Below are 14,780 nucleotides of genomic sequence, written 5' to 3' on the forward strand. Positions count from 1 at the left end.
GAATTAGGGGCGGTGGATACGTGGAGCATCCTAAAACTTATTATTCAAAAACCATTGAGCGAGAAACAGGTTCCATCCTGGTTGAAGGACCGGTACCTGCATCAGAGCTTGCGAACTATACGTTTCATGAAGGACTAACGGCATTTCGCACGCCTGAGGAACAGAAACAAGCACTTGTTGAAATAGCAGATCTTCCAGAAGGACGTATTATCATTGCAAGAGCGAATGAGCTTGTCGTAGGCTATGTCACGTATTTGTATCCTGATCCACTTGAGCGCTGGTCAGAGGGCAAAATGGACAATTTAATTGAGCTTGGCGCGATTGAGGTCGCTCCTCCATTTAGAGGATGCTCACTTGGCAAGCATTTGCTTGATGTGAGCATGATGGATGAGCAAATGGAGAATTACATCATCATTACAACTGAATATTACTGGCATTGGGATTTAAAGGGGACAAAGAAAAACGTTTGGGAGTACCGCAAAATGATGGAGAAAATGATGAACGCAGGCGGTCTTGTCTGGTTTGCAACAGACGAGCCAGAAATCAGCTCACATCCAGCCAATTGTTTAATGGCCAGAATTGGGAAACATGTGAGTCCTGATTCGATCGAGCGTTTCGATCGTCTTCGCTTCCATCAGCGTTTTATGTATTAACGTTCAATTCGTTTTTTTGGCAAAGGGGATTGGTAAACAATGATGATTGAACAAATTATGGAGCGTGATGTGATCACGCTGCGAAAAACCGATACGATTGAAGAAGCCATTCAAAAAATGAGTGCACACCACATCCGGCATATCCCGATCGTATCTGATCAAGGGTCTGTCATTGGGATGGTGACAGATCGGGATATTAAAAATGCCAGTCCAAGTATTTTTGAAACAGAGAAAAGGAAGCTCTTTATTCAGCGGCCAGTAGAAGAGATCATGGTATTAGAGACGATCACGGCTCACCCGCTTGATTTCGTTGAGGAGATATCAAGTGTCTTTTTTGAGCACGGAATTGGCTGTCTTCCAGTGGTGAGACGCGGCAAGCTTGTAGGCATTATCACAAAAACAGATCTGCTTCGTACGTTTGTAAGACTGACAGGTGCAGATCAGCCTGGGTCGCACTTAGAGGTTGAAGTGGAGCAGATGACAGAAAGCCTCGCAGATATTACAGCCATTTTAAAGGAGCAGCATATTCAAATGCTGAGTGTGCTCGTGTACCCGCATGCCAATGAGGCATCTAAAGTGCTCGTATTCCGCCTTCAAACCATTCATGCAGATCATGTGACGAAGCTGATTCGCGCAAAAGGCTATAAAGTGCTCTGGCCTATGGAGCAGACGATCAAATGAAGGAAGCGACCTTTGTTTTTTCACCATCTTTTCAAACGTACCAATTTAACCAAGATCATCCCTTCAATCAGCTTCGTGTCTACTTAACTTATGATCTTCTTCAAAAAATGAAGGCGTTAACAGAGGATGAAATCGTTGCACCGCGTATGGCTACTCTGGAGGAATTAAAGCTCGTCCATACAGCAGATTATATCCAGGCTGTGCAGCGGGCAAGTGAAGGAAAGCTGTCTACGGCAGAGGGTGAACGATACGGTCTTGGCACTGAAGATACACCGATGTTCGCAGGCATGCATGAGGCGGCATCTCTCCTTGTTGGCGGAACATTAACAGCGGTTGACCAAGTGATGCTCGGTCATTCGCAGCATGCCCTCAATCTTGGTGGCGGGCTTCACCACGGATTCAAAGGGCGTGCATCTGGCTTTTGTATTTATAATGACAGCTCTGTGGCGATTCAATATATTCAAAAGACATATGGCGCTAGAATTTTATATATTGATACGGATGCTCATCACGGCGATGGTGTCCAGTTCAGCTTCTATGACGACCCAGAGGTATGTACAGTCTCCATTCATGAAACGGGACGCTACTTGTTCCCAGGAACCGGACAAGTACAGGAAAGAGGCCACGATAAAGGCTATGGCTATGCTTATAATATTCCACTAGATGCATTTACGGAAGATGAATCGTTTCTCGAAGCATACCGAACAGCAGTGACTGAGATTGCTGCTTTTTTTAAACCAGATGTGATTTTGACGCAAAACGGGGCAGATGCACACTACTATGACCCGTTAACTCATTTATCTGCCACCATGAAAATATATGAAGAAATTCCTAGACTTGCTCATGAGCTTGCGCATCAATATTGTGACGGCAAGTGGATCGCTGTTGGCGGAGGGGGATATGATATTTGGCGAGTCGTTCCAAGAGCGTGGAGCCGTATTTGGCTTGAGATGAAAGGCATTACACCGCCAGATGAGCTCCCTCAGGGCTGGATTCAGGCATGGAATAAGCAATCGCCTGTTGCCCTTCCACCTACATGGAAAGATCCTGACGATTTATATCCACCGATCCCAAGAAAAGCAGAAATCACAGAAAAAAATGCACAAACAGTAGAAAAAGCACTTATGCCTGTTAGAAGAGAAAAGAAAAAGGCATAAGAAAAGCAGGCTATCCCTCATAAGGTAGCCTGCTTTTTTTGCTTTATTTCGTTGATTGTCTTTCTTCAATTCTGTGCGGAAGCTCAACAATTTGATCGTCCACTTGTTCTTTGTTCATCAGCTTTGTGAGCAATCTCATCGCAACAGCACCAATATCATATGTCGGCTGTACAACTGTTGTCAGCTGAGGACGCACCATGAGAGAAAGTCTTGTGTTATCAAAGCCAATCACTTCTAAGTCTTCAGGAATAGATACCCCTCTGTCTTGTGCTCCATGAATGACACCTAGAGCCATTTCATCTGTAGCTGCGATAACAGCTGTCGGCTTGTCAGACTGCTCAAGCAGATGAGCAAGTGATTCAATTCCAGAATCATACGAGTAATCGCCTTCAGCGACGAGCGTATCGTCAAACGCTATGCCCGCTTCTTCAAGTGCTCGCTTATAACCTGCAAGCTTTCTCACGGAATTAATTGGTTCTGACATTGGACCAGAAACAAACGCAATTCGTTTATGTCCTTTTTCAACTAACAGCTGAACTGAGTCATAAATGGCCTGCTCATAGTTGATGTTGACGGATGGTGTTTGAGCCTGCTCTTCAACAGATGCTGCAAGAACAATCGGCACAGGAGAGCGCTTAAATTCTTCCACATGCACATCTGTGATATTTCCGCCCATAAAGACAATTCCGTCTACTTGTTTGCCGAGCATCGTATTTAACAAATGAAGCTCTTTATCTGTATTTTGATCTGAGTTGCTCAAAATAATGTTGTATTTATACATCGTAGCGATGTCTTCAATACCGCGTGCTAATTCCGAATAGAAGATACTAGAAATATCAGGGATGATGACTCCGACTGTCGTTGTTTTTTTACTTGCTAGGCCTCGAGCCACTGCATTCGGACGATAGCCAAGGCGGTCAATTGCTTCAAGCACCTTTTTTCTTGTTGTTGGTTTTACGTTTGGATTACCATTTACTACGCGTGATACCGTTGCCATACTTACATTTGCTTCTCTTGCTACATCATATATTGTAACATTATTCACATAAATCACTCCTTCAAATACACTTCATATCTATAGCATTCACCAATTGGATAGAGACATGTCAGATACGAGGAAAATAATATCCTATTTGTCATTAAAACGATGAAAAGAGACACATAATTTTTCAATCTACATCAAAATGACATTCTTTTATGAAATTATACACGTTTTTTTGTCATATGAAAACGTTCCCTTTCTTTTTATAACTAAATTAAACAAACTTTAATCAGCTTGTTACCTGTAAATTGAATCATATTTCATAAAAAAACATTGAGAACGCCAGCTATGACAATGATCTTAGCAGATTCTATCGAATTTTAAAAATGAAAACATTGTGAACAAGCACTTTTTAGGGTTGCAATGTGCTTTCTTCCTTTCATTCCCAAACTTCATGGTATTTCTCCATCAAAAAACCGCCGGGCAGTTATCCGGCGGCTATTTCTATCTATGATTACGCGTGAATATTCACAAGTGGTCTTAATGCATCTAACCATTTTTCGAATTGTGGAATGTCCATTTGCTGCGCTGAGTCAGACAGTGCAACAGATGGATCTGGATGTACTTCTGCCATGACACCGTCTGCTCCAATCGCAAGAGCTGCTTTTGCTGTTGGAAGGAGGAGATCTCTACGTCCAGTTGAGTGCGTCACATCAACGAAGACTGGTAGATGTGTCTCTTGTTTTAAGATTGGCACTGCCGAGATATCTAGTGTATTTCTTGTCGCTGTTTCGTATGTGCGGATACCGCGCTCGCAAAGGATGATTTGATCATTTCCTTGGGCGATGATGTATTCAGCTGCATTGATGAATTCTGAAATGGTCGCTGCAAGACCGCGTTTTAAAAGAACTGGTTTCTTCACGGAACCGGCTTCTTTTAATAGCTCGAAGTTTTGCATGTTACGTGTCCCAATTTGGATGACATCGATATGCTCAATCGCTTCTTCAATATGAGCAGGATTGACAATTTCACTAATGACAGCAAGACCGTATTCATCCGCTACACGCTTTAGAATCTTTAGACCGTCTACACCAAGTCCTTGGAAGTCGTATGGACTTGTGCGAGGTTTAAATGCGCCACCGCGAAGTAGTTTTAATCCCTGCTGTTTCGCTGCTGCCGCTACTTCTGCGACTTGCTCGTAGCTTTCAACGGCACATGGTCCAACGATGAAACGCTGCTTTCCATCACCGATCGCTTCCCCATTGATATTCACGATTGTGTTTTCTGGCTTTTTCTTACGAGAAACAAGAAGTGCTTTGCTGTGGTCATCTTCTTGAAGCTCTAGACCTGCTTTGAAAATCTCTTTGAAAATATGCTGAATCGTTGAGTTTTCAAATGGCCCATCATTTTCTTCAAGAATTTGGTTCAGCATTGTGCGCTCTCTGACAGGATCATAACGGTTGACACCTTGCGCTTCTTTTGCTTTTCCAATTTCTTTGACAATGTTTCCTCTTTCATTGATCAGTTTTAGAATTTGAAGATTTAGTTCATCTGCTTGCTGCCTCAATTTTTCTAGTTCATTGTTGCTCATTTTTGTCATCCTTTCCTCTGCCTGCTCTCGCTTTTTATTTTTTCATTCTTGCATGATAGGGTTTATTATAAACAAAGATTTCGGAATTGTCACGAAAATTTTCTTTATTACCCAAACGCTTTTAAGCGATAAAGTATTGTATGTAAGATTATAGCATACTTTTTGTTCAAGTAAACCTTTTTTATAAAAAAAACGTCAGCCGCTGCTGACGTTTCTTTCTTTTACAGATTATGTTCAAGCGCTTCTTTTGTAATGCTTGAGTGAGAAGCATGCCATTTTACTTTTCCACCGCTAAAGACGAGTGCCTGCGGACTTTCGTGCTTTACACCTGATTTTTCAGCCACGTAGGATGAAAGCTCTCTCGTGTTTTGAATTTGCAAGAAATACGTTGGCACGTCTTCATGTGCAGACGCAAATGCTTCAAACTCTTGAAAAGCCGCTTGGCTGATCGGACATGTCAAACTGTGCTTAAAAAAGACAAAGGTCCCATCTTGATTCGTTAGTTGATCAAACTGTTCTTCTGTTTCAATGAGTTGTTTTGACATGATGTTCTCCTTCTTCACTTCGAGCAGTGAGAGTTAGCCTTTAGTAGATTGTTCTACTTTTTCTTTGACATCTTTGATGCCGTCTTCAATTTCTGATTTTGCTTCTTGTGCTCTTACTTTTGCTTCATCTGCTACATCAGATGCTTCGCTTGCCAAATCCGCTGCCGCATCTTCTGCTTCATTTTTCACATGATTAGCTTTTCCAGCCGCACGCTCTTTTATGTCTTTCACTTTGTCTAAAATCTGGTTTGACTGCTCTGCTACAAGCTGAGACAATTCAGACGTTTTATCTTTTGCAATCGTCACATATTCAGTGCCTTTTTCTTTTGCATCTGTTGTGAGCCGGTCTGTTTTTTCTTTTAACGCATTCGCTTGGGTGTTCAAATCATCGCGAAGCTCTTTCCCTGACTTCGGTGCTAAAAATAATGCTGTTGTTGCACCAACAATTCCACCAATAAGTGTTCCGATCAAAAAGTCTTTGCTATTGATTCCGTCTTTGCTCATGATTATTCCTCCTATGCGAATATGGTTTATTTTTGATGTTTACGCTGTTTCCATTTTTTATAAATTTCAAGTGCTGCGTTACTCCAGCTTACCACATCCGTCACTTTTTCTTGATTTCTTTCAACGGATGAAGAAACCGCACCAGCTGCCTGCTTTATGCTTGTATTAAATTGGTTGATCGAGCCGCCAATTCCCTGCACCGCATCCACAACTGTGTTAAGTTTTGCTGATTTGTCTTGAATATCTTCAGCAAGCTGATTCGTCTTATGTAGCAACTGTGCTGTCTCTGTGGTGATGCCTTGCATCTGACCTTCAAGACCTTCTAAAGTTGATGCAACATTCTTTAATGTCAGCTGTAAGGATTTTAATGTTTTGGACAAATAGATGACAAGAATGAGGAAAGCAATTGCGATCAGTGCAACGCTTAGATATAGAATAATAATCATCTGATACCTCCTTTGCTGCGGGCATATTCAATTCATTACCCTCTCGTTGTATCATTCAAACATCGCCTAGAATGACCGATTGAATAATAATTCTACACTTATTCGCTAATTCCTGTCCACAGCGAACGAAAAAAAGCGCCGCATGTTGACACATTTAGCCCTTTTGTCACATTTTATTCAAAATAAAAAAAGTGCCGTGTGAAACGGCACTTTTTTAAAGCATTTATACAGCGACTTTTTCATAAGCACGCAAATACTTCTGAATGTCTCCTGCTCCCATAAAGATCAGAATCGCATCTTCGTGCGTTTTCAGCACAGATGTATCTTCTTCCTCAATTAATTGGGCCTGCGGGATTTTTTCTCGTAAATCTTCAATGCTCAGCTTCCCAATGTTTTCACGGGCTGAACCGAAAATATCACAAAGGTAGACATAGTCGGCTTTCTTTAGACTGTCAGCAAATTCACTTAAGAATTGCTGTGTACGTGTGAACGTATGCGGCTGGAAGACAGCCACAATATCACGGTCCGGATATTTTTGGCGAGCTGCTTCAATCGTGACTTCAATTTCAGTTGGATGATGTGCATAATCGTCAATTAAGACCTGCTCACCGACCACTTTTTCATTAAAGCGTCGTTTCACACCGCCAAATGTCGTTAATGCGCCTTTGATAAGCTCTACATCAATGGACTCATAGTGACATAATGCAATGACAGCTAACGAGTTGAGGACATTATGATTTCCGTAGGCAGGAATGTAGAAGGTATCATAAAACGTATTGCGTACAAATACATCAAATGTGGTACCTTCCGTATTTTTCACAACATTGCGTGCTTGGAAATCATTTTCTTCGTTGAAACCGTAGTACACAACAGGTACCTTCGCTTGAATCTTTGGCAGATGCTCATCATCACCGCAGGCAATAATGGCTTTTTTCACTTGAAGCGCCATGTTTTGAAACGCATCAAACACGTCATCAATATCCGAGAAATAATCAGGATGATCAAAATCAATATTGGTCATGATCGCATAATCTGGATGATAGCTGAGGAAGTGTCTGCGGTATTCGCATGCTTCAAAAACAAAATACTCGCTGTTTTCTTTCCCCATTCCAGATCCATCACCGATTAAGTACGAAGTAGGTTTGGCTGACTGCATGACGTGAGCAAGCAGTCCTGTTGTCGATGTTTTGCCATGAGCACCAGTAATCGCAACGTTTGTGAATGAATCCATGTATTCTCCAAGGAATTTATGGTAACGAATGACAGGAATCCCTTCAGAAAGGGCGCGTTCAATCTCAGGGTGTGTATCAGGGAATGCATTTCCTGCGATGACCGTCATCCCTGGCTGAATATTATCTGGGTCAAATGGTAGAATTTTAATATTTCGTTCTTCTAATGCTTTTTGTGTAAAGATATGTTTTTCGATATCCGATCCTTGGACAGTATACCCAGTATCATGAAGAATTTGGGCCAGTGGACTCATACCTGTCCCTTTTATTCCAACAAAATGATAAACAGTCATAATTGTACCTCCAACAAACGTCTATCTGACTTACAGTATATGACGCTCATTTCAATTTGCAACTTGTGATTTTGCCTCTAGCTGATCACAGATCGCAGCTCCAAATAAAGATTTTTTCCGATCTTCCTATTCTAATCAATATTAACTATGATTAGTATCCGACAACTTTCCCATTTCTAACACCTGTTTCCGCTTATTTTACATAAAAAAGCGCTCTGACAGACATGCGAAAAGCGTCCAATTACAAAATTGCACCTATGTGCTATCATACCATGTTTATGAAAAAAATGAAGTGGTTTGTTTAGATCAACTGTTCTAAGTCACTCAGTGTCATGAGCACTTCTCTTGGCTTACTGCCTTTCGCACCAGAGATCATCCCCTCGCGCTCCATCATGTCAATCAACCTGGCTGCACGGTTGTAGCCAATTCTAAATCTTCGCTGCAAACTTGATGTACTAGCGCTATTCTGCTCGATGGCAAAACGGCAGGCATCCATAAACAATTCATCTTCGTCTGTAATCGCAGAGCCCTGCAGCATGAGTTCCTCCTGTTCAAAAAGGAACACTGGCTTGCGCTGCTTTCTCACATGTGCCACCACTTGATCAATCTCACGGTCTGATACAAAGTTCCCTTGCAGCCTTGTCGGTTTGCCGGAGCCATTTTCTAAGAAGAGCATGTCTCCTTTTCCGAGAAGCTTTTCTGCACCTGCCATGTCAATGATCGTTCTTGAATCCACCTGACTTGAAACAGAAAACGCAATTCTTGTTGGAATATTAGCTTTAATGAGACCTGTAATGACATCAACAGAAGGTCTTTGTGTCGCAATCAATAAGTGAATGCCGCATGCTCTTGCTTTCTGTGCAATTCGGCAGATGCTTTCTTCGACTTCATTTGGTGCGACCATCATTAAATCAGCCAGCTCATCGATCACCACGACGAGATAAGGCAGTTTTTCTCCCATTTGTTTTTCTTTCACAAGCTCATTGAATCGTTTAATTTCTCTCACGCCAGAGTGTGCAAATAGTTCATAGCGTCTTTCCATTTCATCCACTACCCATTTCAGAGCAGCAGTTGCTGTCTTGGCATCGGTGATGACTGGACTCACAAGATGCGGAATGTGGTTATACGGCGCTAATTCAACCATTTTAGGATCAATTAAGAGCATTTTCACTTCATCTGGTGATGCTTTAAACATGAGGCTCACTAAAATCGTATTAATGCAGACGCTTTTTCCTGAACCAGTGGCTCCGGCAATTAAGCCATGCGGCATTTTTTGCAGATCAACCACGACAGGCTGGCCTGAAATATCTAATCCGAGTGCCGCTGTTAAAGGAGATGGATTGTCTCTAAACGCACTGCTTCTGATCATTTCTCTTAAGAACACCATTTTACTATGCAGATTTGGCACTTCGATCCCGATCGTGTTTTTCCCTGGAATCGGGGCTTCAATTCGAATATCCTTTGCGGACAAACTAAGTTTAATATCATCTGACAGGTTCGTGATTTTGTTCACTTTGACACCTGGTTCTGGATGTACTTCAAACCTTGTCACAGAAGGTCCCTGTGTGACGTGAACAACACTAGCTCTTACGTTGAAATTTTTAAGTGTCGCATTGAGCAGCTCAGCCCGCTCTTTCACCCATGTGCCGTCCTCTTCTTTTTGAGCTGGCGGTACGTCTAAAAGGGCGAGACTTGGAAAAACATACCCTTGTGTATCGGCTGCTTTCTTTTGTCCTTGCACGCGCTGATCGCTTTTTAACATCATGACATTAAACGGAACCGTAGAGGTTTGCCCGCTTGTGCGTTGTGGCTGCGGGGATGTCTGTTTTGGTTCTTCTTTCTTGACTTCATGCGTTTGTTCTTGCTGCTCTGTCTGCTCTATAACCGTTTCTGCCGCTTCAGATGCAGTTTGTTCCTCTGTTACTTGTTCTACTGGCATCACTTGATCTTCTTCAATTTCAGCTTCTTGGACCAGCTGATCTTCCTGCAGGTCATGTTTGACTGGCTCAGCTTCTTCAAATGCTGCCGCAGGCGCTTCTTCTTGTTTGTCTTCTATTGGATCAGCCGCTAGTTCTTCCACCGGTTCTGCTGAAATGTTTTCTGTTAACGCCGCTTCTTCTGATGGCATGTCTACTTCCATTTCAATCGCTGGCTGCGAAGGTTCCGGTGTTTCGAAGGTCAACATGTCTATTTCCTCAGTATGATCTTCAAACTGATGGACAGGCTCGTCCTTTATTTCTTCTTCATCACCGGAGACAGTCTGTTCCGGCTCAGACTCAACGGGCTGCTTCTGATAGACTTCTGCTTGCTGCTTATGTACATCAGCTTCATGATGATCTTCTGGCTCGTTTTCTTCTTGCTGGACGAACGGCTCGTCAGTTAAACGTTCCATCGTCGTTTGAACATGATCTTGATAAGCGAGTTCTTCTTGCAATGTATGCGGGGTTACTGCTGGCTCTTTGTCCGTTCTCTCTTCTGCTGACGCTGAAGCCATTTCCTCGATACGTTTTTCTTTCTGTATAGACGGGATGTTCATTTGCTGTCTGACATTCCGTTCACGCTCTGCCTCTTCTGATAACAGTGTGACACGCTGCGCCGTTTCTTCTGCTGATTTCCTTTGAACTGAAGCTGTTTCTTCTTTTGCATCTGCCCGTTTTGGACGCATATCCTGATGATAGCCATAGATCGGTGATGGAATTTGCTCTGGCTTGAATGGCTTTTTATTTATATCAGGCTGAAGCGTTTGTTTAGGCTGATAGGTTTTCTGCTTTGCCTTTGGCTGGCTTGGTTTCACGCGTCTTCTCTCCTGCTTCACTCCATCACGCTGGGGTTCATCTGGAACGAGCGGAAAGCGAAAGTTCCCTTTTGGATATTCATAATACACTTTCGTATCTTCGATTTTTTTATATTCTTTATGCGGTTCAAAAGCTGGCTGCTTTGGTGCAGCTAGATCTTCTTCAGGTCTTGCAGCTTTTTCTTCTTTCTTTTCTTCTCCTAAAAATACACTGAAAAATTTATCTAACCAACTCATCATTTATCACTCACTTTAACTCCCCTTACGTTTTCTTGGGCGATTTTTAGTATACCATTGCTTTTTCATGCAGAAAAGCGAGAAAAGTGCCGCTTTATGCTGTTCATGCTGTTGTAGATGAAAAAAAGTCACTAAGTACGTACTTAGTGACTTTTGGTATAACACATTCTTCGCTCCTATGTGCCCGTTTATGGGAGGTTACGCTTTAAAGGGTTCGCCAGCTTGATGGCTTCCATCTAAAACAAGAATCCCTTTTTCAGCAGGTGCGTCTGGAAGATCTAACTCTTTTGCAGAACAAATCATACCGCTTGATGGAACGCCTCTTAGCTCAGCATCTTTGATGACCATACCGCTTGGCATCACTGCACCGACCTTCGCCACCACAACATATTGACCTTGGTCAACGTTTGGTGCACCGCACACGATTTGTAAGGTTTCATCGCCCACATCAACTTGGCAAATGTTTAATTTATCTGCATTCGGATGCTTTTCTTTTTCCTTTACATAGCCGACAACAAATTTTGGTGATAGATCCACAGTCAACGTTTCACTGACACCGTTACGGTTTAAAATTTCATTGATATCTTGAACAATGGTTTCAGAAAGCGGAACAGATCCGTTTTCTTCAATTTTCATGTAAGTGGATGCATTGAAGATATTAAAGCCTGTTGTTTCTTTTGTTTCTTGATTGAAGATTCGTACAACATCTCCAAACGTCTCATGACCTACTTCTTCTCTCGTCACATCTTTCAATGAAATAAGGAGTGTGTCGCCTACACCTTCTGCATTATAAAAAACGTTCATTCTTCAAAATTCCCTTCTACTGCTGTTTTGGTCTGCTTTTTGCAAGTATAAAGATCGGTTCAAGCTTACCCTCGTCATATAAAAATGACAATGCGGTAATCGGAACCGTGCCGCTGGCGAAGAAGCTCATCGACATCTGTCCTAAAATATCATAGCCTGAATCATTGCGAACATCAGCAATGATGAATACATCTTGATGGGGAACAGAAATTGCCATCTGCCCTTCTATTTTTTGCGCGTATTCTTGTAATAACGATTCATTTAAAAGTCTGCTGGCGTCATACCCGTCATTTGCACGGAAGAAATAAAACCGGTTGCCTGCCACTTCATCCATTTTCACTACTGTTTCTAGAGAACGGACGTTGAAGCTTGCAGTTTCTCTGATTCGCTCTTTTGTCCAGTTTTCCTTTTGGAGCATCTTTTCATCAATTAATCGGTAGGTGCTTCCAAGGTCAAGCGCATAGTAGATTCTCGTTTCTGCTGTATGCTCATCAAACACAAGCGGAATCCCATCACTTGATGCCTCAGGAAAGGAAGTGGAACGAATGACCGGATAGATCTGCTTTTCTTTTCCTGAGATGTGCTGCGCTTCGCCTTTCATGGCACTCAGCGCTTCTTTCACATAATAGACGATCTCATCGATGGTTTCATCAGGCTTTACTTCCCACTTTGCAATAATTGGCGGGAGCTCTAGTGTGATGCCTTTGCCTGTTTGTTTATCTTCAATACGAAGCGTATCTTTTTCCCGGTCAAACTCGTGTGACCAGCTGTCGTTCGTCAGACGGCTTTTGAGTTCATTCGCAAGCTGTCTTGATGTCATTTTTGCCATCGTTTTAGACTCTCCTTTCGTTATTTAGAAAGAGAATCTGTTAAAAATGCTTCAATCTCTTCCTTTGTCTTACGATCTTTGCTGACAAAGCGGTTAATCTCTTGTCCGTTTTTAAAGACTAAAAAGCTTGGAATACCGTAAATTTCCCACTCTGCACAAGTGTCAATGAACTTGTCTCTATCGACATAGAAGTACTCAAATTCTGGGTAGTTTGCTTCAAGCTCTGGCAAGAATGGCTCAATAAATGTGCAGTCCGGGCACCAGTCAGCTGAAAATAGCAATACCGTTAAGTCTTCTTGAATCACTTTTTGTAATTCTTCGTTTGATTCAATTTTTTTCATGTTTCATTCCTCCAGTTTGTATGGTTAAATCTCCGAATTGTATATAGCCTTTCTTTCTCATCCATTCTGATACTACCAAACTAATCACTGCCGGGCCAACGATATGCAAGAGAGCGATCGCCAGAAATACAGATGGATGAAATCCCATGACGGTCAGGGTCATGAGCTGTCCAACAAGGCCGCTCGTTCCCATTCCCGCTCCTGCCGCATTATTGACCATCCCAAAGCCAATAATACCAATTGGCGCGAGAATCAGACCAGCAATCGTCGGCGGAATCAGGATGAGGGGGTTTTTCACAATGTTCGAAAGCTGCAACTTTGACGTTCCAATGCCGACAGCCGCAAGACCGCCAAAGCGATTTTCTCTAAAGCCTGCAGCAGCAAAGCCGACCATTTGAGCACAGCAGCCAATCGTTGCAGCACCAGCAGCTGTCCCGCTTAAGTCAAGCATGAGCGCAAGTGCAGCACTTGAGATCGGAGAACTGAGAGCAAGTCCAACAATGGTCGCTACCAGCATGCCCATGAGCAGCGGGCTTTGATCTGTCCCCCACATGATGAGCCTGCCGAGCCCTGTCATCATGGCTTCAATTCCAGGTCCGATTAGGGCAGCGGTGAAAAAGCCAGTGATAATGGTGACAAGCGGCGTTAAAATAATATCAATTTTTGTCTCACCACTGACCAGCTTGCCTAGTTCCACACCAATTAATGCTGCGGCAAAGCTTCCAGCAGGCCCCCCAAGCTCTGCTCCTGCAGCGCCTGAGACAACACTTGCAAAAATGATCAAAGGAGATGCATGTAAACGGTACGCAACCGCTACGCCGATCGCCGGTCCCATGAGCCCCATGGAAAGGGTTCCCATTTTAATGATGAGTGGAAGTGATAACAGACCGCCTGCTGTTTTTAAAATCAGTCCTACCACTAATGTAGCAAATAGACCTAAAGCCATATAAGAAAGTGCATCAATGAAATACACCTTTGGCGAAAGGGAGATCCCCTTTCTTTTTAAATAAGTCATCAACGTCGTCTTCCTGCTTTCTCATAGGAAAGACGAAGAGGCCTGTCCTTCCCATTATATGTAGTATTCTTGCGATGAAAAATAGTCTCTACCATGAATATCATAATCATATTTTTTTTGCTTTATCAAGCACTTCTTGTGTAACATGAAAAGAAACAGGACAAACCTTTACTAAGTTTGTACAAAAGGAGGAGATCGTTATGCAATTAACTGTCTATTTAGCTGGAGAAATTCATAGCCAGTGGCGTGATGAAATCAAGGAGAAAAGCCAATCTTTGAAGCTGCCGGTGACATTTGTCGGTCCAATGGAAAATCATGACCGCTCAGATAACATCGGTGAGGATATTTTAGGTGAGCAGCCGAATGCCATTTTCAAAGATGATGCTGCTTCTGATTTGAACAATTTCCGCACTGAAATTTTATTAAACAAAGCAGATGTCGTCATTGCGCGCTTTGGTGAGAAATATAAGCAGTGGAACACAGCCATGGATGCATCTGCTGCGATTGCAAAAGGTAAACCTCTTATTTTAATCCGTCCAAAAGAGCTGCACCATCCGTTAAAGGAACTATCAAACAAAGCGAATATCACTGTGGAAACCGTAAACCAAGCGATCAAGGCGTTATCTTATGTGTTTGAACAGCAATAAGAAAAAAGGCTGCTCTCATTGAAGAAGCAGCC

The 14,780-nt window shown here is 42.6% G+C and carries 15 protein-coding genes; 4 read left to right on the forward strand and 11 right to left on the reverse strand.

From position 1 onward, the window contains the following. Positions 1-20: 20 nt before the first annotated feature. The 3 genes from AAYR28_RS13435 to AAYR28_RS13445 are packed head-to-tail and all read left to right on the forward strand — an operon-like array spanning position 21 to position 2,491. A complete protein-coding gene (locus tag AAYR28_RS13435; protein WP_034279534.1) occupies positions 21-653 on the forward strand; it encodes a GNAT family N-acetyltransferase in 633 nt (210 codons plus the stop codon). Positions 654-692: 39 nt separating this feature from the next. After that, positions 693-1,334, forward strand: coding sequence for a CBS and ACT domain-containing protein (locus tag AAYR28_RS13440; protein ID WP_034279532.1), 642 nt, complete (start codon positions 693-695; stop codon positions 1,332-1,334). Beyond that, a complete protein-coding gene (locus tag AAYR28_RS13445) occupies positions 1,331-2,491 on the forward strand; it encodes an acetoin utilization protein AcuC (protein WP_081124681.1) in 1,161 nt (386 codons plus the stop codon). The genes AAYR28_RS13440 and AAYR28_RS13445 overlap by 4 nt, the downstream gene beginning before the upstream one ends. A 43-nt stretch (positions 2,492-2,534) precedes the next feature. Here AAYR28_RS13445 and ccpA read toward each other — a convergent pair whose 3' ends face one another. The 11 genes from ccpA to AAYR28_RS13500 form a co-directional block, all read right to left on the reverse strand. Beyond that, complete coding sequence (gene ccpA, locus AAYR28_RS13450) at positions 2,535-3,536, reverse strand: catabolite control protein A (protein ID WP_041114968.1); 1,002 nt, start codon at positions 3,534-3,536, stop codon at positions 2,535-2,537. A gap of 451 nt (positions 3,537-3,987) precedes the next feature. Continuing rightward, complete coding sequence (locus AAYR28_RS13455; protein WP_345808846.1) at positions 3,988-5,064, reverse strand: bifunctional 3-deoxy-7-phosphoheptulonate synthase/chorismate mutase; 1,077 nt, start codon at positions 5,062-5,064, stop codon at positions 3,988-3,990. A 221-nt stretch (positions 5,065-5,285) separates the two neighbouring features. Then, positions 5,286-5,609: a bacillithiol system redox-active protein YtxJ gene (gene ytxJ / locus AAYR28_RS13460; protein ID WP_046312088.1), complete on the reverse strand. Its 324-nt coding sequence runs from the start codon at positions 5,607-5,609 to the stop codon at positions 5,286-5,288. Between the two features lie 33 nt (positions 5,610-5,642). Further along, on the reverse strand, positions 5,643-6,113 hold the full coding sequence (locus AAYR28_RS13465) for a YtxH domain-containing protein (protein WP_034279523.1): 471 nt from the start codon (positions 6,111-6,113) through the stop codon (positions 5,643-5,645). 26 nt (positions 6,114-6,139) lie between these two features. After that, positions 6,140-6,559, reverse strand: coding sequence for a DUF948 domain-containing protein (locus AAYR28_RS13470; RefSeq protein ID WP_024424855.1), 420 nt, complete (start codon positions 6,557-6,559; stop codon positions 6,140-6,142). Positions 6,560-6,782: 223 nt separating this feature from the next. After that, on the reverse strand, positions 6,783-8,081 hold the full coding sequence (gene murC, locus AAYR28_RS13475; RefSeq protein WP_345808847.1) for a UDP-N-acetylmuramate--L-alanine ligase: 1,299 nt from the start codon (positions 8,079-8,081) through the stop codon (positions 6,783-6,785). Between the two features lie 301 nt (positions 8,082-8,382). Further along, positions 8,383-11,115, reverse strand: a complete 2,733-nt coding sequence (locus AAYR28_RS13480; protein WP_120208820.1) for a DNA translocase FtsK — start codon at positions 11,113-11,115, stop codon at positions 8,383-8,385. Positions 11,116-11,310: 195 nt separating this feature from the next. Further along, complete coding sequence (gene ytpR, locus AAYR28_RS13485) at positions 11,311-11,916, reverse strand: YtpR family tRNA-binding protein (protein WP_024424858.1); 606 nt, start codon at positions 11,914-11,916, stop codon at positions 11,311-11,313. A gap of 16 nt (positions 11,917-11,932) precedes the next feature. Beyond that, positions 11,933-12,745, reverse strand: a complete 813-nt coding sequence (locus AAYR28_RS13490; protein WP_034279516.1) for a DUF1444 domain-containing protein — start codon at positions 12,743-12,745, stop codon at positions 11,933-11,935. Between the two features lie 20 nt (positions 12,746-12,765). Beyond that, the gene (locus AAYR28_RS13495) at positions 12,766-13,086 is read right to left on the reverse strand and encodes a thioredoxin family protein (RefSeq protein WP_024424860.1); all 321 of its coding nucleotides are present in this window, start codon (positions 13,084-13,086) and stop codon (positions 12,766-12,768) included. Beyond that, positions 13,073-14,101 carry a PTS transporter subunit IIC gene (locus tag AAYR28_RS13500; protein ID WP_268414226.1) on the reverse strand — a complete coding sequence of 343 codons (1,029 nt, stop codon included), beginning with the start codon at positions 14,099-14,101 and terminating at the stop codon, positions 13,073-13,075. Before AAYR28_RS13500 ends, AAYR28_RS13495 begins: the two co-directional genes overlap by 14 nt. Positions 14,102-14,301: 200 nt before the next feature. Here AAYR28_RS13500 and AAYR28_RS13505 point away from each other — a divergent pair, with 200 nt between their 5' ends. Then, positions 14,302-14,748: a YtoQ family protein gene (locus tag AAYR28_RS13505; protein ID WP_024426182.1), complete on the forward strand. Its 447-nt coding sequence runs from the start codon at positions 14,302-14,304 to the stop codon at positions 14,746-14,748. The last annotated feature ends 32 nt before the right edge of the window (positions 14,749-14,780 follow it).

It is taken from the genome of Bacillus safensis (assembly GCF_039619585.1).
Lineage (GTDB): Bacteria > Bacillota > Bacilli > Bacillales > Bacillaceae > Bacillus > Bacillus safensis.

Coding starts and splice junctions, on each gene's coding strand:
- ytpR (WP_024424858.1), bottom strand. CDS start 11,916: ATGAACGTTTTTTATAATGCAGAAGGTGTAGGCGACACACTCCTTATT.
- AAYR28_RS13495 (WP_024424860.1), bottom strand. CDS start 13,086: ATGAAAAAAATTGAATCAAACGAAGAATTACAAAAAGTGATTCAAGAA.
- AAYR28_RS13445 (WP_081124681.1), top strand. CDS start 1,331: ATGAAGGAAGCGACCTTTGTTTTTTCACCATCTTTTCAAACGTACCAA.
- AAYR28_RS13490 (WP_034279516.1), bottom strand. CDS start 12,745: ATGGCAAAAATGACATCAAGACAGCTTGCGAATGAACTCAAAAGCCGT.
- AAYR28_RS13470 (WP_024424855.1), bottom strand. CDS start 6,559: ATGATTATTATTCTATATCTAAGCGTTGCACTGATCGCAATTGCTTTC.
- AAYR28_RS13440 (WP_034279532.1), top strand. CDS start 693: ATGATGATTGAACAAATTATGGAGCGTGATGTGATCACGCTGCGAAAA.
- AAYR28_RS13465 (WP_034279523.1), bottom strand. CDS start 6,113: ATGAGCAAAGACGGAATCAATAGCAAAGACTTTTTGATCGGAACACTT.
- AAYR28_RS13455 (WP_345808846.1), bottom strand. CDS start 5,064: ATGAGCAACAATGAACTAGAAAAATTGAGGCAGCAAGCAGATGAACTA.
- AAYR28_RS13500 (WP_268414226.1), bottom strand. CDS start 14,101: ATGACTTATTTAAAAAGAAAGGGGATCTCCCTTTCGCCAAAGGTGTAT.
- AAYR28_RS13505 (WP_024426182.1), top strand. CDS start 14,302: ATGCAATTAACTGTCTATTTAGCTGGAGAAATTCATAGCCAGTGGCGT.
- ytxJ (WP_046312088.1), bottom strand. CDS start 5,609: ATGTCAAAACAACTCATTGAAACAGAAGAACAGTTTGATCAACTAACG.
- AAYR28_RS13480 (WP_120208820.1), bottom strand. CDS start 11,115: ATGATGAGTTGGTTAGATAAATTTTTCAGTGTATTTTTAGGAGAAGAA.
- murC (WP_345808847.1), bottom strand. CDS start 8,081: ATGACTGTTTATCATTTTGTTGGAATAAAAGGGACAGGTATGAGTCCA.